Origin of the sequence: Acidicapsa acidisoli, from assembly GCF_025685625.1 — a bacterium.
Taxonomy (GTDB): Bacteria; Acidobacteriota; Terriglobia; order Terriglobales; family Acidobacteriaceae; genus Acidicapsa; species Acidicapsa acidisoli.
On sequence record NZ_JAGSYI010000004.1, the window covers coordinates 556,460 to 580,912 of the forward strand.

Here is a 24,453-nt window from a genome sequence, read left to right on the forward strand (position 1 = left end):
CGTATCGAATCCACCAGATGGCCACTTCCCTGCTCTTGCTCGTACCCCCAGGCACCTTGGCTGGAGCCTTTTTGGGCAGCCATAGGAAGCCCTCCGAGGCTAGATTAGCAAAACCGACACCAAAATTGACACCATCGATTTTTGGGAGCTTCTAAATCTTGCAAATTATTGATTCTATGGTGACCCTGGCAGGATTTGAACCTGCGACCTCCGGTTTAGGAAACCGCTGCTCTATCCAGCTGAGCTACAGGGCCCCGTTCGCAACACTCAGTTTACAAGCTTCTCGTTAACGCCCCAATCCGCCACAGACCACGCAGGTGAATCCCCGTCGCAATCAGGTACATAGGAGGAACGGATCGAATCGAAAGCCGAACAACTTCGATATATCCAGCTTAACATTCGCAAAGTTAGCGGAGCCAACGGCTTCGTCTAAAAGAGGCTTCAAAGGAGTTTCGACCGTGTTCCGGCGCCGTGACCTTCTAGTTTGTGGCAACCCGGCAGCACGGGCTTGGGCTACCTTCGCTGTTGGACGAGGATGAGCCGGGCACGCTGCCGGGTCATTCGAATCCGGCAATTAACGCCGTACGGCCCTGCCCCGCAACTCTGGTTTCTGAATCCGATCCAGGAAACCAGCGCCGGACTGAGCATCCACGCTGTAGCGTTTGCGGCATTATGGGTCTGCGCCATGAAGTCTGCGGCGTTCAGGTCCGCCTCCGCAGCCTCGGCATTCAATTGCTGGCAAGCGTCCTGAGGTGGCGCGGGCGCGTTGGCCGGATGATCGCAGTAGTCTTCGTCGTGCACTAATACATACTTCTTGCCGTTTTCCGGGATGAAATAGCGCGGGGAAATAAAACGTAGACCGGCATGTTGAATCCATTCGCTCAAATCCTGCGCAAATGCGAGCGGAAGCTGACTCATGTTCAGAGAGGTTTCATAGAGTTGTCGGGAAAAAACTGCCAGCGTGGGCGTTGGCTCGCCATTGACCGGATGGAAATACACTCCACCAAGCGCAATCCCTTTCTGCATGTCGAACCAGACGAATCCCCGACCGCTGAGGTACGGCCCTCCGTGCGTAGCAATCATGACGTAGCGCCCATCGTGGATTACAACGGGCAGTGGCGCTCCATCCATCACATCGCCGCTTGCTTCCGAAAGAGGCATGTCGCGTCCGTAGTGATATGTCGTCCGCGGAGTCATCTCCTTCATCAGTTTGCGGAAACGCTTATCCCTGACGACATCTTTCGCGGACTTGCCATAATACTCGTTCAGAAACGCGAGTTGATCGGTGGGAATCGGATTCTGAAAAGCAGCCGGAGGTGGAGCGGCTTCCGGCATATCCTGAGACTTGCCGCCGGCATCCAGGGCTGCGGCCTTCCCTGGAAGAGTTACGTCTACTGCCAGAAGCAGAGCCATCAAAAAGAGCGAGGAGATAACCTTGCTTCTGCGCTTCGAGCCTGGGAAGGAATGCATCCGATGACCTTTCGGTTCTAATTTAGACGAAAACTCGCGATCTTGACATGGAATATCCTGTCCTGACATTGCAAGCGTATGTTCGTGGATTATGACCGAATGAATGTAATTGTGTTTAAGGAGCTTCTGAAGCAAGGGATATGGTCAATTCACGGCCCGAAGCGCTTAGATGCCTTTGAAATAGCCTCAAATATTCGGACTATGTCTGGTTGGGGAGTGGCTTCCACACACGCTGGAACCATATAGTCAGCTTTAATTCATCGAGGAATCCGCATCGAGGACGCCGAATCGTCCTCGAGTTCATGCGACAGGAGCATCCGCAACACTGCCGAACGCTCCCTTCCGCGCACTTAGCGCAGACTCGCAACGCTCACCGTGCATTTGACGCATTGTTGCTGGAACAGGTCGGTCATGCTTTGTCTGGCCTGCACTTGGAGATGAGTTGCCTCCTCATGCATTCCGCACCGGTCCAGGATTTTTGAGTAGTAAATTTCTCCGGCCAGATATTGCGGGTTCTGTTGTCCCACCGTTCGATTCAGGATTTGTATGCCTTGTCGTATGTTGGTCATCGCCTGCGGGCATTCTTTGTTGTTTGCATAGGCATTCCCTACGAATAAATAGCTCCAACCCGTGAGAGGCGCATCCTCTCCGTGATGCTTCCGAAGTTCGAGAGAATGCTGGTACGCCGCGAGTTCCGTCTTGCTGTTTCCTTCCATGCTGGCAAGCCAGGCTTGGGTATCGGAAAGGAAAACGGAGTCGTCTTCACTTAGATTGTTCATCAATGCAGCTTCCGTAATCGCTTGTTTCAGGTGCTTCTTCGCCGATCCAACCTGCTTTCTCTGAAAATCGATTCCTGCAAGAAACGTGTATTCCTTCGCCACGGCGCGATGGTCGCCCAGTTGCTTATAAATCTCGAGCGCCTTTTTCCATAGCTTGTTTGCGGTGTCCGCATTCTGCGTAATACTGTCCAGGCTGGCAAAACTGTCGAGCGCATTTGCGTATTGGAGGAGATGCTGGGTATCGCCCTCCAGCAGGTGAAGCGCCTTTTCATACGCGTTTCGCGACTGTTGGTAATGCCCCTCCGCTTCATATACGGCACCCAAAAGGGTCCATGCCCTTCCGGCTTCAACGCTAGTGGGAGAGTTCGTTTCGATCAATGACTCAAGAATGCGAATGGCCTGTTCGTATTGTCCTTTCTGTTCGAGCTGGAGCACATGGCTGAACTGCTGGTGGATGTCTTCCTGGCTCCGCATCGCCAGAGGAAAAATGGCGGATAAGAATAGAAGCATAAAAACTCGTTTCAAAAGCCAACCTCCCGTATTGGATGACGATGTATGAAGATTCTGCAAACGATAACGACGACGCCGGGTCTTCCAGAGCACTTCGCGGCGCCAGGAAACGTGCCAACTAATTTCTTGGATCACGGGCACAGCTTGATGGAGGCATGCCGAGACGTAAAAAATAAGGCCGAAATCAAAATAATTCTTGACAAATTCGCGCGCTAGTGCGCCATTCCACGCAAACCGTCTGTTTTGCGGGATTTGCAGGCCACGTCTCCGCAATGGGTCGAGAACAGGTCTTGTCCGGTCGGCTTCGCGCCATTTCCGCCGACCCTGGGTTGCGAGTAAACTGTTGTCATGGCGGATATCCAGCGCAGAAAGTCAGTTACAGTCAGGATCGGCTCAGGCCAGACAAACACGGTCAAAGTAGGATGGGAAGCCCCGGTCGTCGTGCAATCGATGACCAATACGGACACAGCGGATGTCCAGTCCACGATCGATCAGGTGCAGGCGCTGGCCCTCGCCGGCTCCGAGATCGTGCGCGTCACCGTCAACAATGACGATGCCGCCGCCGCCGTGCCCCACATCGTCGAGGGACTCGCCAAACGCGGCATCTACGTGCCCATTGTCGGCGACTTCCACTACAACGGCCATTTGCTGCTGAAGAAGTTCCCTGCCTGTGCTGAGGCGCTCTCGAAATACCGCATCAATCCCGGCAATGTCTCCATCGGCCGCCGCGACGACGACAACTTCCGCACCATGGTTGAGGTCGCCGTGAATCACCAGAAACCCGTCCGTATCGGCGTCAACTGGGGCTCGCTCGACCAGGCCCTGCTCACGCGCATGATGGATGAGAACAGCAAGCTCGCGTTCCCGCTCCCGGCGCGCGACGTGATGATGGAGGCAATGGTCGTCTCCGCGCTCGACAACGCCGCCGCCGCCGAGCGCTACGGCCTGCGCCGCGACCAGATTATTCTCTCCGCCAAAGTCTCTGGCGTCCGCGACCTGATCGACGTTTACACCAGCCTCGCAGCCCGTTGCGACTACGCGCTGCACCTCGGCCTCACCGAAGCCGGCATGGGCGCCAAAGGCATCGTCGCCTCGGCAGCCGGCCTCGCGCCGCTGCTGCTGGCCGGCATCGGAGACACCATCCGCGTCAGCCTGACCCCGGCTCCCGGCGGCGACCGCACCGAAGAAGTTCACGTCGCCCAGCAAATCCTGCAATCGCTTTCGATTCGCAGCTTCATGCCGCAGGTCACCAGCTGCCCCGGCTGCGGACGCACCACCAGCACGTACTTCCAGGAACTCGCCGAGCAGATTCAGGGCTATCTCCGCACCTCCATGCCCGAATGGCGCAAGCACTACCCCGGCGTTGAAGAACTGAAGCTGGCCGTCATGGGCTGCATCGTCAACGGCCCCGGCGAATCCAAACACGCCAACCTCGGTATCAGTCTCCCTGGCACCTTCGAGGACCCCGTCGCACCGGTCTACATCGACGGCAAGCTCTCGACCACCCTCCGCGGCGACAACATCGTCCAGGAATTCCAGCAGATCCTCGACAACTACGTTGCCAGCCACTACGGCCAGGGCGCAAAGAGCGAAGAACTGGTGGAAGTCGTCTAGACTCGCAGGGGACTTACGAATATCCATCGCGGTGAGATTCTGGGTTAGCATCAGTGTGACCAGAATCTTGCTTGTCGATGGAGGGAAAAGTGCTGCACTTATCTCGGAAGTACCTCGCGATTCTTGCGCTTGCGTGCTCGACTGCTTCCCTTCTTCCCGCCCAGACGCCGCAAGCACCGGCACTTCCGGCTGAGGTCCAGCAGCACATCCAGCATGTCCTATCCGGCCTGCTCCCAGCAGTCGTCGTCAAAGACGAACCCAACCAGACGCACACGCTCGCCGAACGAATGAAGGAAATGCATGTGCCGGGCGTTAGCATCGCCGTGATTCACAACGGCGACATCGACTGGGTGCGGGGCTTCGGCGAGGCAACCATCGGCGGGCCGCCAGTTAACGCTGAGACCATCTTTCAGGCCGGCTCGATCAGCAAGCCTCTCGCAGCCATGGCCGCGCTCCATCTCGTACAGCAGCGCAAGTTCTCGCTCGATGTGGACATAAACTCAGTGCTAAAAACCTGGAAGCTCCCCGACTCTCCGGCAGCGAACAGCAAGCCGGTCACTCTTCGCGAGTTGCTGACGCATACTGGCGGCACTACCGTCCATGGCTTTCCCGGATACGCCGAAGGCGAGCAGGTTCCTAAGCTGATCGAAGTCCTCAATGGCGTGAAACCCGCCAACACGCCCGCGATTCGCATCGAAGCAGAGCCCGGCTCAAAGTGGAACTACTCCGGTGGCGGTTACACGATCATGCAGGAGATGCTGGTTGAGTCTACGCACCAACCTTTTCCGAAGTTCATGCATGACACGGTTCTGGGTCCTCTCGGAATGACCCACAGCACCTATGAGCAACCACTGCCGGACGAACGCAAACCGCTTGCCGCCACCCCCTACGACGCACTGGGCAAGCCCATCCCCGGCGGCGCGCATACCTATCCGGAAATGGCAGCGGCGGGCCTCTGGACCATGCCGACCGACCTGGCGCGTTATGCGATCGAGGTCGTGAACTCGTTGCACGGTAAATCCAACGCAGTGCTCTCCCAGGCCATAACCCGCGAAATGCTGACTCCGGGCATGGGAAACTGGGGACTCGGCCTCCAGATTGGCGGCTCGCCATCGAAGCCCTATTTCTCCCACGGCGGCGTCAACGAGGGCTTCGAGTCTTTGTTTGTCTGCTATGAAGACGGCAGCGAAGGCGCAGTTGTGATGACCAACGCGCAGCGAGGCTCCGCGCTAGCCGACGAAGTTATGCGTAGCATCGCCGTCGAATACAACTGGCCCGACTATCGGCCCATCACCCGAACCGTAGTGCCTGTCGACGCTAGTATCCTCGCCACTTACGCAGGCACCTACGAGATGTCGCCGCAATTCTCCCTCGCCGTTTCCGTGGAGAACGGCAAGCTCGCTGTGCAGGCTACCGGCCAACCAAAGTTCCAGCTTTACGCGGAATCGCCAACTAGATTCTTCCTGACTCAAGTCGATGCCGAGGTAGAATTCGTCAGCGATCAAGGCAGAGTCACGAGCCTGATCCTGCATCAGGGCGGCCATGACAACAAAGCGATCAGGAAATAGGTGCACTGGCATAGCTTGCGGAGAACCTGGCGGTTAACGAGAGTACGGCTGCCAACGTCATCCGCGCCGAGCTCGATTCGGAACCAGCAGGGTCAGAGCATCCGGCACAATCTCCAGTCTTACCGGCAGATTGCCCAACAGTTCTCCGTCTGCCTCCGCAAAGACACATCCCGGCAAGCCTTCGCAATCATGGCACTCCACCGAAAGAGCATCCAGCAGCTCGATATTCTTTGAGAATGTATGACGTTTCAATAGGACCGCCGCCAAGAATCGCATGTAATCAAATCGGTTCCGCGTCTTGAAAGCCACAAGGCGCAGCGTCCCGTTGCGCAACGTGGCGCCAGGAACCAGGTGATGCAGCATGCCGCCGAAGTTGCGGATTCGAACTGCCAGAAGCTGGGAAGTCTCTTCCACGCGAGGCTCGCACCCATCGCGCTCGACAAACGTCGCGCGGAATAAGGGAAAGGAGTGCGTCGCCAGGATGCGCAATCCTTCCACGGCATAGAGAGCGTAGCCAAAACGCCGCTTGAGCTTGGCGTCCAGGCGCGACATCAGGAGCGCGTCCGCGCCGATTCCAGCGGCGACCGTGAAAAAGCGCGAGCGCTCAACCCCTTCATTATCCAGATAATGAATGCGGCCCACCGGAATCCTCACTCTGGTCGCCGTGAGCAGTTTTTGCATCGCCTTGGCCGGGGACAGCGGCAAGCCCAGATCAGCGGCCAGTGCATTTGCCGTACCCAGTGGCACCACTCCTAGCGCCGTCGGCCCGCCCGCCAGTGTCTGTAAGACTTCATGCACCGTGCCGTCGCCGCCACAGGCCAGGATCGTATCGCACCCCAGGCGAATGGACTCCCGAACCAGCGCCGCCGCAGTGCCGGGAGCGGTCGTTTGCATCGCCTCGGCATCAATGCCAGCAGCATGCAGCACCGCGAGCGCACTCTTGATACGGGCAGCGCTATGGTTGGAAATCTGTCCCGAGGCGGGGTTGTAAATCAATGCGACGCGGCGCATTCCATGCCCCGGCCGGGAAGCCGTATCGATGCTCGTTCTCACTTCCTCTGCTCTCGATGACAATGGCGCCCCGTACTACTTGATTCTTGCGACTCGTCCCTCAGTAGGGAACTTCTGAAATTGCAGCGCGTCATGCCCTGGCACCACGCGGTCCGGCGATCCGGCCAGTTCGATCATCCGCGTTTGCGCAGCGATATTCGCGGCATGATCGGCATCGCTGAACGTCGCGCTGGCAAGGTGAGAGGATAGATTCCGATAGAGATAGACATTGTCGGAAGCAAGCACATAGGGCGGATGACCATCTACTCGAAGATACTGCGAGGCATAGGTGTGCCGTGCTCCGGTATAAGCTCGAATGCCGGGAAAGATTTCCACGTCATCGCCATCAATCAGATGAATCCTGCCTTTGGTATTCAACAGCACCAGCTGCTTCACATCTTCCGGATCGATACCTCCGTGGTCCCCGCCCAGCTGCCATGCATCCATCGTGTAATAGCGGTACTCGTCCTTCTGAATCCACACCTGCGCATTGGGAAAGAGATCGATTCCACCCATGTGATCCCAGTGCGCGTGACTGATAACTACATCCGTAACCTGATCCGGCTGCACTCCCGCAGTCTTCACGGCTTCGTCCGGACGAAGATAGTCCTTGTCCGGAAAATACTTGAGAAACGTATCCCGGTGATAGCCGCTGTCGAATAGAATCGTGCGCCCGCCGCCGCGAATCAGCCATACCACGCAGGCGACGTCGACCTTTTCATCCTTAGGACCGCCGACAACCAGCTCCGACACCGGCGCATCCGGCGAAGTAGCATAGCGAATGGCCTGAATGGAGTATTCAGGCGTTGCGGGCGCGGCAGAAAGCACGTCGCCGAGCCCAGGCAGCGCAATAAGGGCCATCGCAATCAGCAGTCGCTTCCTCATCCGCATCCAGCCCCCGGAAAGTTCGACATCGAAAACAGCGTTCAGGACAGCATAACGCACTGAAACCACCGCTGAATTCAGAAAGATCTCTGAAACAGGGTGATCTTCTCCCCGTCTGGCAATGTGCTCGCTTTGAGCCATGGCTCCTTCGCGACGATCGATGCGCAGGGACCGAGCGTGCATATTCTGATTGGTCTGGCTGCGCTCTCGTTGCGCAATTTATCCAGCACATTGGTCAGGATGGAACCGGTAAATGGCGAATATAGGTAGAACACCGTGCCTTTCGATAGGTCTGCTGCCTGCGCGTCTTGTTCGACGAACTGGACGCGGCTCAGGCAAAGGTTCTGGGCGCATTCCCGGGCACTTGCAACGTAAGAGCCTTCCACCTCGATTCCAAAGCTTCGAGCCCCTGTAAGTATGGAAGCAAGCAGCGGCACATGACCCAATCCAGATCCAAGATCGACAAGTATATCGGTTTCAGAGAGAGCGCTGGCAGATAGTAGCCGGAGAATGTGACGGACAGGCGTGGGCTGATAAAACATCATCTCGGGCCCCGGATAGATATGCGATTTCTCCGGCTCACGAAGTTGGAGAATTCCGCTCAGCAATTCATCCTGGTAGTCATAGGCCAAGCCGGGAGTTGGGCATGTCGCGCCATCACAAGATGCCGAAGTTTGAAACCATCGAAAGAGTATCTCAGGCCGGGCGCCGCGCATGAGCTCAAAGCGGATGGACCTGTAAATATCAGAGTTAACCCCTTCGAGCTGATTCCGAATTACGTTCGCACGGCGATGAGTCAGCGCGGGAAACGAATTATTCCCGAACGCCGGTAAGTCGAGGCCTCCAAACAGAGTTTCAAGATCGTCAAGCGCGTCCATGCGCCGTCGAAATTGATCTGGCTCCAGGAGAGACCGATCCGCCTCCAACTCGATAAGGAAGTGTCGCAAATCTCTGGTCGTCATTCCTATTCGTCTCAGTGCGATGTTTGGCTCCTTTTGGTTGTCATGTCAACCAAAATATGTTCAGACAGGTTGTCATGTCAACCTGATATTGATATTCTTTTGCTCAAATGACGACCAAACTCTTGTCTCCTCGCGAACTTCGTGTCTGGCATGCCTTCATGCTGATGGGTGAAGATGTTCTGGGTCGGGTCGGACGTGACATCGCGGCGGCAACCGGTCTCTCCGGGTCTGAATTTGGAGTCTTGACGCGCCTGGCTGGCCCTTGCAAAGGCGAGATACGCCAACAGTCGTTGGCCATGTTGATGGGTTGGGACAAGAGCCGTCTCTCTCACCAACTCACGCGCATGAAGGAGCGTGGCCTGATTGAGCGCCGCTACGCCGACAGAAATTCCGTTCTCGTAGCACTAACCGGACTCGGCCGGGAGAAACTCGAAGCCGCGCGGCCGATACACGCAGAATCGGTCCGGCGAAATCTCCTGTCCCGGCTCACCGCAGAGCAAACGGCAACAATGGTGCGAATAAGCAATATCCTGGGCGAAGAAGACTAGCACCGCTTAACTTGACTTAGGCAATGGCAACGACCTGCAACCCCAAAATGCCCGCCGGATTATCGAGCAAAGCAAAAGCGCACTGATTTAGCTGGTTTTCCATATCTATCAGCAGCAATTCTGTTTTGTTTTCGTAAAATTCGGTATATCGCCTTGACCGTACCCTATGGGGGTATAGTACAAAGAAAGAGCAGAGAGTTCACTTCTCTGCAGGAGAAATATGAGCATCGACTCCGCACAAGAACCTCCGAGTACCCGGAGTTCTATACTGTGCCACGATGAGCGATCTGGAAACCATCTCTAGCTTGGCTATAGACGGTGCCTCACCGCTCTTCACGGCATTCGACCGTTGAATTGAGCGCGTGAGCCGCTGGTGTTCGAAGCCTGACTCACCCTCCCGAACCCCAAGTCCATCGACCAAATCTGTCGCCGGATCGCGTCTGCACGCGTCCGATGGTGTGCTCGTGCGTGGACTCGACGAGGAGGAACCATGAAGAATAAACTGCAATTGACTCCAAAGACCTTTTGTCTGTCTTGTACCTGGGTGGCGACGAGCGATACAAAGAAGCCCCTTATCTGTGTTTGGAGCCTGCCGAAGACCTCGCAATCGGTTCTCACCACATCCGCTACGGAAGATGCCGAGAGGATTCCTCTGTGCGCCTGATGGAGCTCCAGATTGAGACTTCCATGAAACCTGCTGGTGGCGCTGCAATGCGGCGTCAGAACGCCAAATCTCACGAACGATCTTGCGAATCTACTTAGTAAGTCATGATCGAATCAAGCGATCCGCTCGCAGCTAACTCGCAAGCCCTGTTCTTATAACCTTTTCCGCTCCTCTACGGAGCTTCGTTCCAATCGAGTGCCCGCTTGAATGCACATGCGGGTGAAAGGCCAACTGGCGCGCCGCATAGCGGCTTCGCACAGCACACTCGACGTGTGTCCCTACGTCACGGAGACCTTGATGTTGCTCTTTGTTAAACTACTCGCCACGCTGAAAGAAGCACACGACTTCCCACAACCACGCCGCACCCCAATCCTGCCCGTCCTCATCGCTCTTATTCTTCTTACTCCCCTCTCGCTCTACGCACAGACTGCCGGCCGGATCACAGGCGCTGTAACCGACTCCAGCGGCGCGGTCATTCCCAACAGCCAACTCGTTCTTACCAACCCCGCAACCGGGGTCAAGCAGAGTACGGCCTCCGGTGCCGACGGAAACTTTGCTTTTGCCGTTGTTCCCGTGGGTGAGTATGTGTTGGATGTTACCGCCAGTGGCTTCAATTCATATCGGCAGTCGACCGGCCTGAAGATTGATGTCAACACCGCCCTCACCGTCAATGTTGTCTTACAGGTGGCACAGACAAATCAGACCGTCGTCGTTGACGAGAATACAGCGGAGGTTGAAACCGCGGATACACAGATCGGCCAAACGATCGAAAGCAAGCAGGTTACTGATATTCCGCTCAATGGCCGCAGCTACACAGACCTGCTGGCCGTCCAGGCAGGCGTTGCTCCGGTAACGACAAGCGGCGCTGGCAATACGAGTTCCGGCGGCGGTTTCGGGACACTGCCCGCAGCTGGCGAAGCGAACACCGGACAGTTTTCCATTCATGGCCAACGCGAGTCGGACAACGCCTTTTATCTCAATGGCGCCAGCGTGCAGGAAGCGATTGGTCAACAGGCCGGTATCATTCCGAATCTCGACTCCATCGCCGAGTTTCGAATTCTTTCCAGCACTGTAGATGCAGAATATGGGAGCTTCACCGGCGGCATCATCAACGTGGTTACCAAGTCCGGTACAAACGCCTTTCATGGCAACATCTTTGAGTTCTTCCGTAACACAAACCTCGACGCGCGCAACTACTTCTCCCCACAGCGCGCGGCCTTCCATCAGAATCAGTACGGCGGCACGTTCGGAGGTCCGATCCTTAAGGATAAGATCTTCTTCTTCGCCGACTATCAGGGACAGCGGTATATCCAGGGCATCGTGACTGGCGACGTTAATGTACCTTCGATGACAAATCGGCAGGGGATCTTCAGTTCCGACGGCTCGGTCTTTACCGGCACCGTCAACGGCCCCTATCTCGCACAGGTCTTGAGCCAGCGCCTTGGCGCACCGGTATCCGTGGGGGAAAAGTTTTCGCAGGTGTTTCCCTCGGGCGTCATTCCCCACCAAGCGTGGGCCACGCCCGCCCAGCACATGCTTCAGTACATCCCCGAGCCGAATATCAGCTCGGATCAGTTCTCGACCGGGGCCTACAATTACACCATCTATGACAACAAGGCCTCCGGCCGCGTGGATTTCAACTCCGGGCGCTATGGCAACTCGTCTATCTACTACTTCAACGATAGCTATAGCCTCGACAACCCCTATCCCAGCGGATTGGGCGGCGCCACACTGCCTGGCAATGGCTTCGCTTACGATGCGCTCTCCTATGGTGTGGATCAGTCGTTGATCTTCAGCAATATCCGTCCTTTTGGCGTGAATACGGTGAACGAGGCGCGCCTTGGCCTCTTACGCCTGGACAACAAGATCGGCGAACCCAAGGGCGGTGTCGGTGTTACCCTCGCGGACCAGGGAATTCAGGCGGGTGGCGAAGGTATCGTGCAGGGCTACCCCGCACAGGCCGGTGTCGAGGGACTGTTCTTCAATGCCTTCTCAGTCGGAACCAATCCATTCTCACTGGCGCAGGTGAACAGCACCTACGATCTCTACGATGCGGTCTCCCGCACGCTCGGCGACCATAACTTCAAATTCGGCGGACGTTACATCTGGTATAAGGTCAAGCAGAATCCAAACCTCGTCGCAAACGGAACCTTTTCCTTCTTCGCATCCGGTAATCAGACGACCGGCAATGACTTTGCCGATTTCCTCCTCGGACTGCCCGACTTCTATTCCCAGCAATCGTCGCCTACTTTCTATGAGTCCGCCGCAGACGGCGATCTCTTCGCAGAGGACAGCTACCGCATCCGTCCCAACCTGACCCTGAACTACGGCGTGCGTTGGGATTACGTCACTCCGTGGGCCGAGAAGTATCATCAGACCACCACTCTTATCCTGGGCGTGCAGTCCGCAACCTTCCCTGGCGCGCCGCTTGGCTATGTTGTGCCCGGTGACCCGCTCCCAGGCGGCGGCCATGTTCCAACCGGCATCGCTCCTACGCCGTTGGACAACTTCTCGCCGCGATTTGGTCTGGCGTACTCGCCTTCGGCGACCGATGGTTTCGTGAGAAAACTCACCGGAGGTCCCGGTAAAACCAGCATCCGCCTTGGTGGCGGACGCTTCTTCTCCTCGCCGCAGGGACTCACCGTAGCCTATCCAACCGGTAATCCGCCGTATGGCCTGACCTACACCAGCCCGGAATCGCCTGTGATGGCGACGCCGTTCGTAGGCGCTCTTAGCGGTACGCAATATGTCCAGCAGTTTCCGGTCAACGTGCCATCCTACAATGTCTCACCGACGAATCCGGATAACTCCGTTAACTGGAGCCGCTATTACCCAATCGGTGGAGCCGGCAGCGTTTATTACAAGAACAAGACCAGCTACGCGATGCAATATAACCTGACCATCGAGCGGCAGATCGGCGCTGATAACATCCTGAGCGTGGGCTATATCGGTTCCCTGGGACGTCACCTCCTGACGGTCCGCAGTGCGAATCCAGGCAATCCCGCGCTGTGCTTGAGTCTCAGTCAAACCTCGGAGGTTGCGCCCGGCTCACCCACCTGCGGTCCCTTTGAGGAGAACCTTGTCTTCACACGTGCGAACGGAACCGTAGTTAACGGCACGCGCAGCCCCTTTCCCAACCAGATCGGCTCGGATGCCTACTATGACAACATGGGCAATTCGCACTACAACGCGCTCGAAGTAACGCTGAAGCACACCACCGGTCCATTGTCCGTGCTCGCAAGCTACACTTACTCCAAATCCTACGATCAGACCTCCAGCATCCAGGAACAAGTCGATCCGTACAACTACAACGCGCTCGATGGAATCTCGGCCTTCGATATGAAGCATGACTTCGTGGTCAGCTACAACTACGAGTTGCCCGTACCCCGCTTCCTTCATTCCAATCTTTATACGAAGGGTTGGGCGCTTTCCGGCGTCACACGCTTTGCTACTGGATTGCCGGTCACATTTGCCACCTCAAGCGACAACTACCTCGTTCAGGTACAGAACAATGGCGTAAACGCGACCAGCATCGACATGCCCAACTATGATGGAAGCGGGTATAAGATCAACCACAATCCGCGCAACGGCAAACCAGTCTTCAACATTGCAGCGTTCACCCCGAACCCGCTCGGCACACAAGGAAACTCGAAGCGCCGCATGTTCTACGGGCCTGGCATCGACAATTACGATGTGGCTCTGCACAAGGTAACTCCAATTACCGAAGGCCGGTCGCTGGAGTTGCGACTGGAAATGTTTAACATCTTCAACCACGCACAGTTCTATGGAGCCAGCTCCGTGGACGGCAACATCGGCGATAAATCTACACTGACGATTCCAGGCACCTTTGGCTACGTCACAAAGGCGGCAGATCCACGCATCGGGCAAATCGCGGCAAAGTTCCGCTTCTAGCGGTCCTACTCCAGCATTGCGGGGGAGGTGCCAGGCGCCTCCTCTTTTCTTAAACTCTCGGGAAAAGGCGGGCACGATGTTCGGGATCGACACCATTCCCTTCAGCTTGCACTTGCTGGCAGCCGTCCTCATGGGGGCCACGGTCGGCTTGGAGCGCCAATGGCGGCAGCGGATGGCTGGCACACGCACCAATGCGCTGGTAGCTGCCGGCGCTGCGGCGTTTGTGATGTGCGGGCTTCTGCTGGCCGCTGATCCGTCCGCGCAGGGTCGCATCGTCTCCTACGTTGTCTCGGGAGTAGGGTTTCTCGGGGCAGGCGTCATCTTCAAGGACGGCACCAATGTGCGCGGATTGAACACCGCTGCGACCTTATGGTGCTCCGCTGCTATCGGCGCGCTCTGCGGGCTTGGTGCGTTGAACCTGGCCCTGGTGCTCGTCGCCACAGTTCTCTTCACGAACATGGTGCTTCGCCCATTGGCTTACCGTCTTAACCCAGTGCTGCCTGAGGCAACCCCAGCGGAGACACGCTATGAGATTCGGCTCGTCTGCCGTCTCTCGGTCTCTCCACACATTCGTGCGTTACTGCTCTCAACGATCAGTCAGTTACCGGTTCGATTACAGTCCATCCATGGAGAACAGGACGAGGACAACGATCAGACGCATATTCGAGCAGAATTGACCACGGCCGGCCGGAATAATGAGGCAGTGGAACAAGTTGTCATGCGTCTCTCTATGGAGGACGATGTTTCCACTTTAAGCTGGTCCATCGTCGAGTCAACGATGGAGTAGCCAATGTCGCCACGTGGGTGGTCCAGATGAAAATCTTTCCCGACTCAGAGCCTTCTTCTATAGACACGAAAAAGCGCGAGTCCTTGATGCTTATATGAGACCCCTTTTCGAAGTGCCCTACAGATTCTTTATATGCATTATGAAAGACTGTTCTAGGCTTGCGATTGGCGAAGGATTTCAAACTGCATCGTAATGAATTTCTTTAGCGTAGTCCAATATCTGCTCTTTGTGGTGATCGTCACCGCTTGCGTGAAGCCTCTGGGAGGTTACATGTATCGAGTCTTCTCTCGGGAGAGGACTTTTCCCGATCGCTTATGCATTCCAATAGAACGATGGATATATCAGCTTACGGGAGTCGATCCATCGATAGAGATGGATGCCAGGCAATACGCAATCTGCTTTGTTGTCTTCAGTCTGATCTGCACACTCTTCCTCTACGCCATCCTCAGATACCAACGCTTTCTTCCCTGGTTTTTTCCGGACTATCAAACGACGCCACTCTCTCCGGATCTCTCCTTCAATACGGCGATCAGTTTTTCTACCACCACGACCTGGCAAGCTTATGCGGGCGAAAGCACCATGAGCTACTTCAGTCAAATGGCAGGACTGTGCACGCAGAATTTCCTTGCCGGAGCGGCAGGTTTGGCCGTAGGCATTGCTTTTCTACGAGGACTTGCGCGGGAGTCTCGCGCGACACTCGGAAATTTCTGGGTCGACCTGACTCGAAGCCTGCTCTGGATTCTGCTGCCCGGTGCATTTCTGGGATCGCTGGTCCTTGTCTGGCAGGGCGTCCCCATGAACTTCCACCATTACGAGATTGCCACCACTCTGGAAGGAAGACAGCAGATTATCCCGCAGGGGCCGGTCGCGGCACTGGAACTGATCAAAAACCTAGGCACAAATGGCGGGGGATTTTTCAATGCCAACGGCGCTCACCCATATGAGAACCCCACGCCCCTGACGAATTTCCTTGAATTGCTATCCATCATTCTGCTACCTGCGGCTTTGACGAACACGTTTGGTCGTATGGTGCGCCATTTACGCCAAGGATGGCTGATTTACTGGGTGATGCTCCTACTCTTCACCGGTGGACTGATTGCCTTGCATCTCAGCGAGCAGAGTGCGAGCCCTCTTATTCACGGAATTGACTCTCGATCGAGTCAACATCCATCCTGCGGCAACATGGAAGGTAAGGAAGTGCGATTTGGGCTCGGAGGCACAGTGCTCGCCGGCACCGTTACATCCAACGGCGCAACTGGTTCGTCGAATGCTGCAGATGACAGCTTCTCATCGCTAGGCGGTCTGGTTTTGTTGGTGAATCTTCTGTTGGGCGAGGTGATCTTTGGAGGCCTCGGCACTGGACTCCTTGGCATGATTATGACGGCGGCGATCGCCGTGTTTCTCGCAGGGCTTATGATTGGCCGCACTCCCGAGTACCTGGGCAAACAGATTGGGCCGAGCGAAAACAAGATGATTGTGTTATATGCGCTCTCGGGACCTGTAACAATTCTGATTCTGACTGCGATTGCAATCTCGACGAATGCCGGACTCGCTGGCCTTGCGACGAATAGCGGCCCGCATGGGCTCACTGAGATATTCTTCGCTTTCGCTTCCTGTTTTGGCAACAACGGCCAGACCTTCGGCGGCCTCAGCGCCAATACCCCCTTCTACAACATCATGACCGCAATCGCTATGATGGCAGGCCGATTTGGCCTGGCAGTTCCCGCGCTCATTTTTGCGGGCCTCTTCGCACAACAACCAGCAAGAGCTCGATCCCGTGGGACGCTGCCCACCGATTCGCTCCCTTTCGGCATCCTGCTAACGGTCTTCATTCTCATTTTCACGGCACTGAGCTACTTCCCTGCATTGACGCTCGGTCCAGTGCTGGAACACTTCCTCTTCAAAATCTAGAAAATTGTTTCGTACAAAGAGATGCGAAGTTGGCGCCATGCTGGCTTCGGCCCGGTACTAGCCTCTTCGTCGGTCCGATATGGATTTCTTATGGAAATTGCACGAAACGTTCATGCGCTTCCGCGTAGTCTGATAGAGGCAGAGGATTCAGCGCTGTGTGCCGTCTGAAGCGGCAAGGTCTTGGCCAATTGCTCAACTGTCTGTATAGCGGACGGGCAAAGGCTTACCGATGAAACAAGTGAGAGTTGCAAAGGTTCGACAGGTTTTCGCGTACAGTGCTGTTGGTATCCTTGCTCTGGGAGCGCTTACCTACACTGGCTATCTTTTTCATCTGAATCTGGCAACGGCGGGATTTCTCTGTCTGATTGTTTTGGTGCTGCTGTCGTCATTTGGAGACATGATCTCGGCGACAGTGAATTCCGTCGTGGCCGTTGCGTGCCTCGATTATTTCTTTGCGCCGCCGATACTTTCCCTGCGAGTGTCCGATCCGCTTAACATGCTGGCGCTGGCAACATTTCTGGCGACAAGTCTGGGTATTACGTTTCAGGTGACACGAGTCCGTCGGGAAAAAATACTTTCCGATCTCCAGCGAAAGGAGTTGAAGAGGCTTTATGAATTGGCGCAACAATTGCTTGCGCTCAAGCCTGAGGAGATCGATCCGCCGCATCTGCTTACACTCTTTCGCGACGTTTTCTCATTGCGAGCCATCTGCCTGTTTGAGCATAAGACCGCTGCTTTCTTTATCGTGGGCGACCCCCGATACGATCTCGAGGCGCGGACACGCATGGGCCACCTTACTGGCGAGGACAGTGACGATTCCCTTTGCAGGATCTCCATTCGTTGCCTGCGCGTGACAGGTGCCGATGCAGGAACTATGGGTTTCGAATGGCCCGACTCGGATGAGTTCACGCCAGATTCGCTATCCAAGCTCGAAACTACGATGCTGCGAAGGGTCCAGGCTTATCACGATGCCTCGCAGGCTGCGGCAGACGAACGGGCCCAGAGCCTACGCATCATGTTACTCGACGCGCTTGCTCATGCTGTCAAAACACCTCTCGCCACCGTTCTTGCCGCTACGGGCGGACTGCGCATGACAGATAGGCTTACACCGGATCAAGCGGAATTCGTGGATGTGATCGAGGCGGAGACATCCCGTCTTGGCAGCCTGACTACACGCCTTTTACGCACAGCCACTCTGGATCAGGAAGAATTGCGGCCGCGTTTGCAGCTTGTGGACGTTCCAGAGCTCATTGCCGAGGAACTCAGCTTGAAGTCTCAACAGTTTGTCGATCACAGGCTCTCGTTTGTCGATCAAAGAGAATGTGTTGAAAACGGTTGCGTCGATCTCGCGGGAGTGCCAGCGGATCCAGAACTTCTACGTCTGGCATTGGAACAATTGATCGAGAACGCATGCAAGTATTCGCCATCTGGTTCCACGGTGGAAGTGAGCACAGGTGCGTTGGGAGATACACTTGCCATTCGCGTCCGGAGCCGCAGCCAGGTTCCTCTAGAAGAGCATTCGAAGATATTCGACCGCTTCTACCGCGGAAAGCGCTCGCACGAAGCCACTCCTGGCACGGGACTTGGCCTGGATATCGCTCGCAAGATTGCGCTGGCGCACGGAGGAAATCTGGTTCTGGAAGACTCGAAGGAAGATCAATCGATCTTCCGCATCACTATACCCGTAGCATCGAAGGAACGCTGAGATGGCTCTGTCCACTTGGAACATACTGATAGTCGATGACGAGCCTATATTTCGCAAGACGCTGAGCAGGTCTCTTGCGGCCAGCGGGCACAGCGTAGAGGAAGCTTCGAGTGGCGGGGATGCCGTGGATATTCTTGCTCGTTCTCCTTTTCAGTTTGTCCTGCTGGATCTGAATATGCCCGGGATGGGCGGTCTGACAACCTGCAAAATGATCCGCTCTCTCGCTCCCGCCATCGGCATCGTCGTTCTCTCGGTTCGTAATGAGGAGCAGGACCGCGTCGCAGCGCTCGACGCAGGCGCGGATGATTATCTAACCAAGCCATTCGGGCTAAGCGAACTGATTGCTCGCCTCAATGCCATTTATCGCCGCATGCAGGCCGTTACCGAAGACGAACCCGCGGTGCTCAAGGGTGGCGACCTGGAGATGGATGTCTCTGGACACTCAGTGTGGCGTGCGGGCAAGGCGATCCATCTCACCCCTAAAGAGTTTGAGTTATTAGCTCTACTGATGAAGAATCAGGATCGTACTGTGGCGACTTCGACTCTGTTGCGCACCATTTGGGGGCCTGATTACGGCAACGAATCTCATTATCTGCGAAGCTATATCAAGGCATTGAGAAAGAAGATCGAATCCGATCCCGCTAAACCGGAATATATCCTGACGGAGCAGAGGATCGGTTACCGCTTCCGCAATCCAGCGAATGAGGATCGCTTGGTCGGCGCGCAGGATTATTCCTTCGCAGAACCTGAGGAATGACACTCTCAACGCATGCTTCCCGTCGACCGATCGATCGGATTGTCCATTCCATTTATTCTCTGCATTACGGTTCCATTATGTATTTTGCATAGTATTCGCATCCTGCGCATATGCCTCATTCACTGATCTTTTCCTATGCTCAAGTTGCGCGCTGCTTTATTCAAATCGCGCATGGAGTATAGGAAAAATGATCGCGTTTAAGCTTTGTGTCACTGTCAAGAGAGGGTTGGCAGCGCTATTGTTCGTCGCAGCGTTCGCAGCCTCTTCTCATGCTCAGTCCACGTTTGGGAGCATTCGAGGAACCGCGCAGGATAATTCCGGCGCTGTCGTGCCAGACACGCAGATTACGCTGCACAGCATGGATCAAAATACCGATCGGGAGGTCAGGACCGATGCGGCTGGAGATTATCTGATCGAGAACGTTCTTGCGGGCACTTACCGCATCCTGGCTCTACACGACGGATTTGCCGAGACGGTCGTGTCCGGTATTACTTTGGCGTCCAGACAGGATCTTCGCGTCACCTTGACAATGAAAATTGCCGAGCAGGCAACGACAGTTGAGGTGACGACAACCTCCAATCAAATCAATACGGAAAATGCGTCGCTGGGCGACTCGAAGGACACAGCTCAGATTGGAGAGTTGCCGCTCAACTTTCGCGCGTCGACCACGAGTCCTTTGGCCGCTTTGACGACATCGGCCAATGTGCAGACCGACAACCAGGGCAACGTCGCCGTGGGCGCGGCTACAGCCAACATGGTGGGCTTCTCGGTGGATGGCATCTCGACGGTCAATGTGTTCAACAGCGCCGCGGGAGCCAATCCCTATCCTTCCTCCGAGGGCATCGCCGAACTCAAGGTCACGGCTTTCAATAACAACGCCGAGTTCGCTCAGGTAGGAGACGTGACCTTTACCACCAAGGCCGGAACAAACGCATTTCACGGCTCGGCCTTCGAATATCTGCAGAACAATGTGCTCGATGCGCGCGTGTACAACTTCTCGGAGAAGGCGCCGAAGCAGTTCAATACCTTTGGCGGCAGCTTCGGCGGGCCTTTGTCGGTTCCGTTCGTTTACAACGGTCACAACCGGACTTTCTTCTTCGTGGACTATGAGGGCAACCGCAGAAACACGTCCCTGGCCGAGCAGTACACAGTCCCAAGCGCACTCGACAGAATGGGAAATCTGAACGACTTGCTGACGACCTTTCCGACATCCAACGGAAACCCGGTTCCGCTGATCGATCCCTACACAGGACAGGCCTATGCGAATAACACCATTCCGCAGCAAAGCATCAGCCAGTTTGCCAAAACGCTGTTGAACACCTACTATCCTCTTCCGAACCTGCCCACCACGACCGCGGGCGCTGTCAATTACCAGACGCTGGTTCCGATTCCATCTCGGACAAACGGCATAGATGGTCGTATCGATCAGGTGATTAACTCAAAGCAACAGGTCTATGCTCGCTTCAACTGGAAGAACCTGTTGGTCAACGTAGTGAATCCATTGTTGCCCAACGATGTGGACAGCGAGCACGACCGCAGCTTCCTGATCTCTCACAATTATGTGATCAGTTCGCGGTTGGTCAATGAGTTCCGCTTTGGCTTCACAGATACTACCTTGGCGCCGAACTTTCCCATCGAAGGTGCTCAAGCCCTCTCTGGCCTGGGTGTTCAGTTGGGCGGAGCGCAGGGCGTGAATGTTTCCAACCATCCTACCGACGAAGGCTTTCCCACCATCAACTTTACCGATGGAACCAACTTCACTCCCATCGGCAGAGACCACGTGGGACCAACGGTCTCCACGACGAAGGAGCTTGCCGACAACATCAATTACACGAGGGGCAAGCACACCTTTCGCGCCGGCGTGGACGTGCGCTGGGTTCGCTTTGAGGTGCCCGAGATTGAAACGCCCTCGGACGACTACGGCCTCTTCACTTTCAACCAAAATACATTTACCAACAGCTCGTTCGGTGACCTGCTGCTTGGCTCGCCTAACACCGCTTACTTTGCAGTAACCGGACCGAGAGACAATGCAGGCGGCGCTCAGACGGGTATTTACGGGCAGGACGAGTGGCAGGTGAACGATCGCCTTACCGTGAACTTCGGTCTGCGCTGGGAATTGCTTCCTCCGTTTGTCGATAAGAACGGCATCCAGGCGAATTTTGACCCCAACTACAGCGGCCCTGGAGCCGATGGGCAGGGTGCAATCGTTGTCAACAATATCCTGTTGAATGGTCTCAAGCCGGCACCGGACTTCCTGGCTTCGTTCAACGCTTGCGGATTAGCTGGTATCAATCCCAATTACAATGCATCGACCTGCACCCCGGTCGTGAGCAATGGCCAGGATCACCTGCCAGCGGGGCTTCGCCAGACTTATCTCCGCAACTTCGATCCGCGCATAAGTTTTGCCTACCGCCCATTCAGGGACAATAAGACGGTCATCCGCGCAGGATTCGGTATCTTTACAGTAACCGCGCTCGGTCAACTCCAGAATAACAACGAAAGCAACCCGGAGGCATCCGTCAATACCTGGCTGAACAACCCCAGCGCCTCAAGTCCGGCTCTGGGAATGGTGCATACTCCGCAATTCAGCTTTCCGCAAGTTGCCCCTCCCGGCGCCGGATTTCAGTTTGGCGGCGGCGAACTGGAGCAAGCTACTTCTCCGAACTATCGCGATGCCCAATCGGCACAGTGGAACGTTACGATTGAGCGCGAATTAACTCCCTCTACGTCGGTGCGCGTGAGTTATGTGGGGATGAACTCCTATCGCCTGAATGTGACGGAAAACCTGAATCAACAAGCGCCAACGACTGTAGAGGCTCCGCTGCCCAACCCTAACCCGATCCCGTTCCCGAACTGGGGTGTGATTTTTAACACCGCAAACCTGGGAGGGAATAACTATCAGGCAGTGGAACTGGAGGCGACACACAGACTGTCGAGGGGATTGTCATACCAGGCGAACTACACATGGGCGCATAACATCAGCGATGCCCAGGGTGATGCGCCCACCGCATTCGTGGGTGAGACCAACTATGGACTTGCGGTCCTCAACCACTTTGATATCCATGCCAACCGAGGCAACGTCGAAGGAACTCGGCGCCAGCGCGCGCTTGTCACCGGAACGTACGAGCTTCCCTTTGGCAAGGGGCGGCAATGGATGAACAGCTCTCCGGTGATGAACGCGATCCTTGGCAATTGGAATGTGAATACGATCACGTTGCTCGAAACCGGGCCGTATCTGACCCCGACCGACAGCGTCACCTATGACCAGACCAACACAGACCCAGCGGGGGATGGATCGATTGTTCGCCCAGACAGAGTTGGCAACCCGATTCCTGCTCATCGTTCGACAAGCGATTACTTCAACATTGCAGCCTTCGCGCACACTCCTCCTGGGGCGGGGCGGATCGGCAATGCTGGTGTTGGAAGTCTTGAAGCGCCTGGAACTATCGCTGTCAGTGGAGGCCTGGCCAAAATCCTCATTGATAGGGAGAAATGGCGCATACGTTTCGAATCTACTTTCACCAACGTGCTGAACCATACCAACTTTGCGCCCCCTCCTACAAACATCAACAATCCGGGAGCGTTTGGTGTACTTACGGCCGCGCAAACGACGGAAAATGCGGGCAACCGCACGGGCCAGGCTGCACTCAGGGTTGAATTCTAGCGTATCGTTGGCGCAAATGTACCAGGCACTGGACGTAGCCGGAATTTCCAGAAACTCCGGCTACGTCACACCTCATCACAACCACGCAAATGACGTTTCAAACTCAAATGGTAGTGAGTGACTCAATGAATAGCATCCCGGAAAAAGTTCTCGTCGTCGCGGAGGAGGCGTCTCAACGCTTTCAACTTCGTCACACACTCAACGCATTTGGATTTGATCTGGGAGAAGCATCCAACGGCGCCCACGCACTGTTGCGTTTACGCATGATGGACTACGAAGCGGTTCTGCTTCATTCTCCCGCGCCCGAGGCCGATGGCATTGAGGTCTGCAGGCAGCTCCGCAACTTTAACGCACGCTTGCCTGTGCTGATTCTGAGCGACCGCGACAGCCTTGACCACAGGGTGATGGCACTCGAAACTGGAGCAGATGACTACATGATCAGGCCTGTTGCTGAACGTGAACTTACAGCCCGCCTGCGATCCGCAATCCGTCGCTATCGCGCACCGCTCAACCCCACGCCAGAGCGCCTGGTAGTCAGGGATATCGTGCTCGATCCAACCTTGCATATGGTTGAGAAGGCCGGCACAAATATCCTACTGACTCCTCTTGAGTTTCGAGCCCTACATATTCTCATGGAACAGGCCGGAAAACCAGTCACTCACGCCACATTGCTCACTACACTCTGGGGTCCGGAACGCGCCCAGCGTCGAGAACATCTGCGTGTCTTAATCGGAGGATTGCGAAAAAAACTCGAAAACGACACAGCCCATCCTGAATACCTGATTACACATCCGCATTTGGGTTATCTTTTCGCTGTTCGCACCCCGAGTGCTGAATTGCAGAAATGTAGTTAGAAAACAGCGACAACGCAATGGAGAAATGGCATTCTATCTCCCGATCAAGAAGGGATCGACCTTCTTAGTCATGGTAGATGCCAGAAGCAGGGTGCTCAGTTGGTGTCTACTATCGCTCAGCATCAGACAAAAGTCTGTGGGAGACATCGCGCTCAAGGCGCCGGATGATACGCATTGAGTGAGTTGCTGCTCGCATCTTCAAATACTTCGCAAAGCACTCACGCGCAACTAACTCAAACGTGTTGGCGATACTTTGTTGCGTGATGGAGTCATACTTTTTGCGATGTTCGCTTGGGTCGGTGCCCTGGCACCTCTGTTTGCGCGCATCATCCGAGCAACTCTCGCTTGTTTCAAGCTGACTTCAGGAAAAACGCCAAGCCAGGTGCGCTCTTCTTTCTAATTGAAACGACACTTTAACCTCCGCTACTTCCCTCCCGCAGGAGCGATCTCCGAGTACAGTCCTCACTCGTCGTAGAGAGTAGAGACTTCGAGGCTTCGCACCTGGATTGACATTCCGGACTTCGGCAGCCGTGAGTGCGTCGGGGGCCTCCTCTCGGCGTTTGACACCTGCCCAAAATATTGCCCCGGAAGTCAACGTAGAGATGGAGAATCATGAGCCCACGGCTCGATTAAGTTCTTCATTTACATCAGTTTTTGGAAGGATTCGGAAGACCTTAGAGGACTATTGGTAGCGCTAACGGGAATCGAACCCGTGTTTTAAGATTGAGAATCTCACGTCCTAACCCCTAGACGATAGCGCCATTGTTTTCAATAGCTTACAGGATAACCCCCGCTGTCTGGCAGGCCTTCCTG

17 protein-coding genes and 2 tRNA genes are annotated in these 24,453 nt (G+C 55.5%); 11 read left to right on the forward strand and 8 right to left on the reverse strand.

From position 1 onward, the window contains the following. Positions 1 to 177: 177 nt before the first annotated feature. From OHL23_RS24195 to OHL23_RS24210, 4 genes are all read right to left on the reverse strand, one after another. A tRNA-Arg gene (locus OHL23_RS24195) sits at positions 178 to 254 on the reverse strand. Positions 255 to 513: 259 nt separating this feature from the next. After that, complete coding sequence (locus OHL23_RS24200) at positions 514 to 1,470, reverse strand: lysozyme inhibitor LprI family protein (RefSeq protein WP_263354605.1); 957 nt, start codon at positions 1,468 to 1,470, stop codon at positions 514 to 516. A gap of 350 nt (positions 1,471 to 1,820) precedes the next feature. After that, entirely contained in the window at positions 1,821 to 2,759 is a 939-nt protein-coding gene (locus OHL23_RS24205; RefSeq protein WP_263354606.1) for a tetratricopeptide repeat protein, read from the reverse strand. Between the two features lie 212 nt (positions 2,760 to 2,971). Next, complete coding sequence (locus OHL23_RS24210; RefSeq protein ID WP_263354607.1) at positions 2,972 to 3,109, reverse strand: hypothetical protein; 138 nt, start codon at positions 3,107 to 3,109, stop codon at positions 2,972 to 2,974. On the opposite strand from OHL23_RS24210, the gene ispG reads away from it, so the two are divergent. Continuing rightward, positions 3,108 to 4,373 (forward strand): flavodoxin-dependent (E)-4-hydroxy-3-methylbut-2-enyl-diphosphate synthase, encoded by a 1,266-nt coding sequence (gene ispG, locus OHL23_RS24215; RefSeq protein ID WP_263354608.1) that lies wholly within the window; start codon positions 3,108 to 3,110, stop codon positions 4,371 to 4,373. The genes OHL23_RS24210 and ispG overlap by 2 nt on opposite strands. 89 nt (positions 4,374 to 4,462) lie before the next feature. After that, positions 4,463 to 5,941 (forward strand): serine hydrolase, encoded by a 1,479-nt coding sequence (locus OHL23_RS24220; protein ID WP_263354609.1) that lies wholly within the window; start codon positions 4,463 to 4,465, stop codon positions 5,939 to 5,941. Positions 5,942 to 5,998: 57 nt separating this feature from the next. Here OHL23_RS24220 and OHL23_RS24225 read toward each other — a convergent pair whose 3' ends face one another. The 3 genes from OHL23_RS24225 to OHL23_RS24235 form a co-directional block, all read right to left on the reverse strand. Beyond that, complete coding sequence (locus OHL23_RS24225; RefSeq protein WP_263354610.1) at positions 5,999 to 6,994, reverse strand: diacylglycerol/lipid kinase family protein; 996 nt, start codon at positions 6,992 to 6,994, stop codon at positions 5,999 to 6,001. 33 nt (positions 6,995 to 7,027) lie between these two features. Then, positions 7,028 to 7,876, reverse strand: a complete 849-nt coding sequence (locus tag OHL23_RS24230) for an N-acyl homoserine lactonase family protein (protein WP_263354611.1) — start codon at positions 7,874 to 7,876, stop codon at positions 7,028 to 7,030. 77 nt (positions 7,877 to 7,953) lie between these two features. After that, positions 7,954 to 8,838 carry a methyltransferase domain-containing protein gene (locus tag OHL23_RS24235; protein ID WP_263354612.1) on the reverse strand — a complete coding sequence of 295 codons (885 nt, stop codon included), beginning with the start codon at positions 8,836 to 8,838 and terminating at the stop codon, positions 7,954 to 7,956. A gap of 107 nt (positions 8,839 to 8,945) precedes the next feature. On the opposite strand from OHL23_RS24235, the gene OHL23_RS24240 reads away from it, so the two are divergent. The 9 genes from OHL23_RS24240 (at position 8,946) to OHL23_RS24280 (ending at position 23,640) form a co-directional block, all read left to right on the forward strand. Next, positions 8,946 to 9,386, forward strand: a complete 441-nt coding sequence (locus OHL23_RS24240) for a MarR family winged helix-turn-helix transcriptional regulator (RefSeq protein ID WP_263354613.1) — start codon at positions 8,946 to 8,948, stop codon at positions 9,384 to 9,386. A 490-nt stretch (positions 9,387 to 9,876) separates the two neighbouring features. Next, entirely contained in the window at positions 9,877 to 10,050 is a 174-nt protein-coding gene (locus tag OHL23_RS24245) for a hypothetical protein (protein WP_263354614.1), read from the forward strand. A gap of 297 nt (positions 10,051 to 10,347) precedes the next feature. Then, positions 10,348 to 13,962 (forward strand): TonB-dependent receptor, encoded by a 3,615-nt coding sequence (locus OHL23_RS24250; RefSeq protein ID WP_263354615.1) that lies wholly within the window; start codon positions 10,348 to 10,350, stop codon positions 13,960 to 13,962. 76 nt (positions 13,963 to 14,038) lie between these two features. Next, positions 14,039 to 14,749: an MgtC/SapB family protein gene (locus tag OHL23_RS24255; RefSeq protein WP_263354616.1), complete on the forward strand. Its 711-nt coding sequence runs from the start codon at positions 14,039 to 14,041 to the stop codon at positions 14,747 to 14,749. A gap of 192 nt (positions 14,750 to 14,941) precedes the next feature. Further along, positions 14,942 to 16,660, forward strand: a complete 1,719-nt coding sequence (kdpA, locus tag OHL23_RS24260; RefSeq protein ID WP_263354617.1) for a potassium-transporting ATPase subunit KdpA — start codon at positions 14,942 to 14,944, stop codon at positions 16,658 to 16,660. Between the two features lie 229 nt (positions 16,661 to 16,889). After that, a complete protein-coding gene (locus OHL23_RS24265; RefSeq protein ID WP_263354618.1) occupies positions 16,890 to 18,365 on the forward strand; it encodes a sensor histidine kinase in 1,476 nt (491 codons plus the stop codon). 1 nt (position 18,366) lies between these two features. Continuing rightward, positions 18,367 to 19,122 (forward strand): response regulator transcription factor, encoded by a 756-nt coding sequence (locus tag OHL23_RS24270; protein ID WP_263354619.1) that lies wholly within the window; start codon positions 18,367 to 18,369, stop codon positions 19,120 to 19,122. Positions 19,123 to 19,309: 187 nt separating this feature from the next. After that, positions 19,310 to 22,786: a carboxypeptidase-like regulatory domain-containing protein gene (locus OHL23_RS24275; protein WP_263354620.1), complete on the forward strand. Its 3,477-nt coding sequence runs from the start codon at positions 19,310 to 19,312 to the stop codon at positions 22,784 to 22,786. A gap of 125 nt (positions 22,787 to 22,911) precedes the next feature. Further along, a complete protein-coding gene (locus OHL23_RS24280; protein ID WP_263354621.1) occupies positions 22,912 to 23,640 on the forward strand; it encodes a response regulator transcription factor in 729 nt (242 codons plus the stop codon). A 686-nt stretch (positions 23,641 to 24,326) separates the two neighbouring features. On the opposite strand, the gene OHL23_RS24285 is transcribed toward OHL23_RS24280, so the two are convergent. Beyond that, positions 24,327 to 24,401 (reverse strand) — tRNA-Glu (locus OHL23_RS24285). Positions 24,402 to 24,453: the final 52 nt, after the last annotated feature.

Bases quoted from the DNA above. Each gene is read 5' to 3' on its own strand.
- OHL23_RS24200 (WP_263354605.1), bottom strand. From the start codon at position 1,470: ATGCATTCCTTCCCAGGCTCGAAGCGCAGAAGCAAGGTTATCTCCTCG.
- OHL23_RS24205 (WP_263354606.1), bottom strand. From the start codon at position 2,759: ATGCTTCTATTCTTATCCGCCATTTTTCCTCTGGCGATGCGGAGCCAG.
- ispG (WP_263354608.1), top strand. From the start codon at position 3,108: ATGGCGGATATCCAGCGCAGAAAGTCAGTTACAGTCAGGATCGGCTCA.
- OHL23_RS24210 (WP_263354607.1), bottom strand. From the start codon at position 3,109: ATGACAACAGTTTACTCGCAACCCAGGGTCGGCGGAAATGGCGCGAAG.
- OHL23_RS24230 (WP_263354611.1), bottom strand. From the start codon at position 7,876: ATGAGGAAGCGACTGCTGATTGCGATGGCCCTTATTGCGCTGCCTGGG.
- OHL23_RS24235 (WP_263354612.1), bottom strand. From the start codon at position 8,838: ATGACGACCAGAGATTTGCGACACTTCCTTATCGAGTTGGAGGCGGAT.
- OHL23_RS24240 (WP_263354613.1), top strand. From the start codon at position 8,946: ATGACGACCAAACTCTTGTCTCCTCGCGAACTTCGTGTCTGGCATGCC.
- OHL23_RS24245 (WP_263354614.1), top strand. From the start codon at position 9,877: ATGAAGAATAAACTGCAATTGACTCCAAAGACCTTTTGTCTGTCTTGT.
- OHL23_RS24250 (WP_263354615.1), top strand. From the start codon at position 10,348: ATGTTGCTCTTTGTTAAACTACTCGCCACGCTGAAAGAAGCACACGAC.
- OHL23_RS24255 (WP_263354616.1), top strand. From the start codon at position 14,039: ATGTTCGGGATCGACACCATTCCCTTCAGCTTGCACTTGCTGGCAGCC.
- kdpA (WP_263354617.1), top strand. From the start codon at position 14,942: ATGAATTTCTTTAGCGTAGTCCAATATCTGCTCTTTGTGGTGATCGTC.
- OHL23_RS24265 (WP_263354618.1), top strand. From the start codon at position 16,890: ATGAAACAAGTGAGAGTTGCAAAGGTTCGACAGGTTTTCGCGTACAGT.
- OHL23_RS24270 (WP_263354619.1), top strand. From the start codon at position 18,367: ATGGCTCTGTCCACTTGGAACATACTGATAGTCGATGACGAGCCTATA.
- OHL23_RS24275 (WP_263354620.1), top strand. From the start codon at position 19,310: ATGATCGCGTTTAAGCTTTGTGTCACTGTCAAGAGAGGGTTGGCAGCG.
- OHL23_RS24280 (WP_263354621.1), top strand. From the start codon at position 22,912: ATGAATAGCATCCCGGAAAAAGTTCTCGTCGTCGCGGAGGAGGCGTCT.